The organism is Candidatus Aquicultor secundus (genome assembly GCF_002791875.1).
GTDB classification, from domain to species: domain Bacteria; phylum Actinomycetota; class Aquicultoria; order Aquicultorales; family Aquicultoraceae; genus Aquicultor_A; species Aquicultor_A secundus.
The window spans coordinates 22,089-22,449 of record NZ_PFNG01000256.1 but is presented as its reverse complement, the minus strand read 5'-3'; the positions used below and the strand labels follow the sequence as shown (position 1 = coordinate 22,449).

1 pseudogene is annotated in these 361 nt (G+C 50.4%); it reads left to right on the top strand.

The features are described 5' to 3' along the window. A pseudogene (locus COY37_RS10945) lies at nucleotides 1-361 on the top strand (IS1634 family transposase); the annotation flags it as partial.

The following is a 361-nucleotide window of genomic DNA, read 5'->3' as shown; positions in this document are numbered from 1 at the left end:
ATGCGATCTGGGAGCGCTTAGGTATCGCATCAGCCATAGGAGAGCTTCTTAAAACCAGGCATTTCGAAACCGATGTAGAGCGTACCCTCTTTGCCCTTGTCGCCAACCGAGCAATTAATCCCACCTCCAAGCTCTTGGCCGTCTCCTGGATGAAGGGTGATGTAGTGATTAAGAACCTATCAAACGTAACCGACGACCACGCCTACCGGGCGATGGACTTTTTGCTCGACGCCGACGAGGCGATCCAGAAAGAAGTGTTCTTCTCTGTTGCCAATCTTCTTAACTTAGAAGTCGATCTGCTCTTTTTCGACACCACCTCCACCTACTTCGAGGCGGATGAAGACGACTTCAGAAAATACGG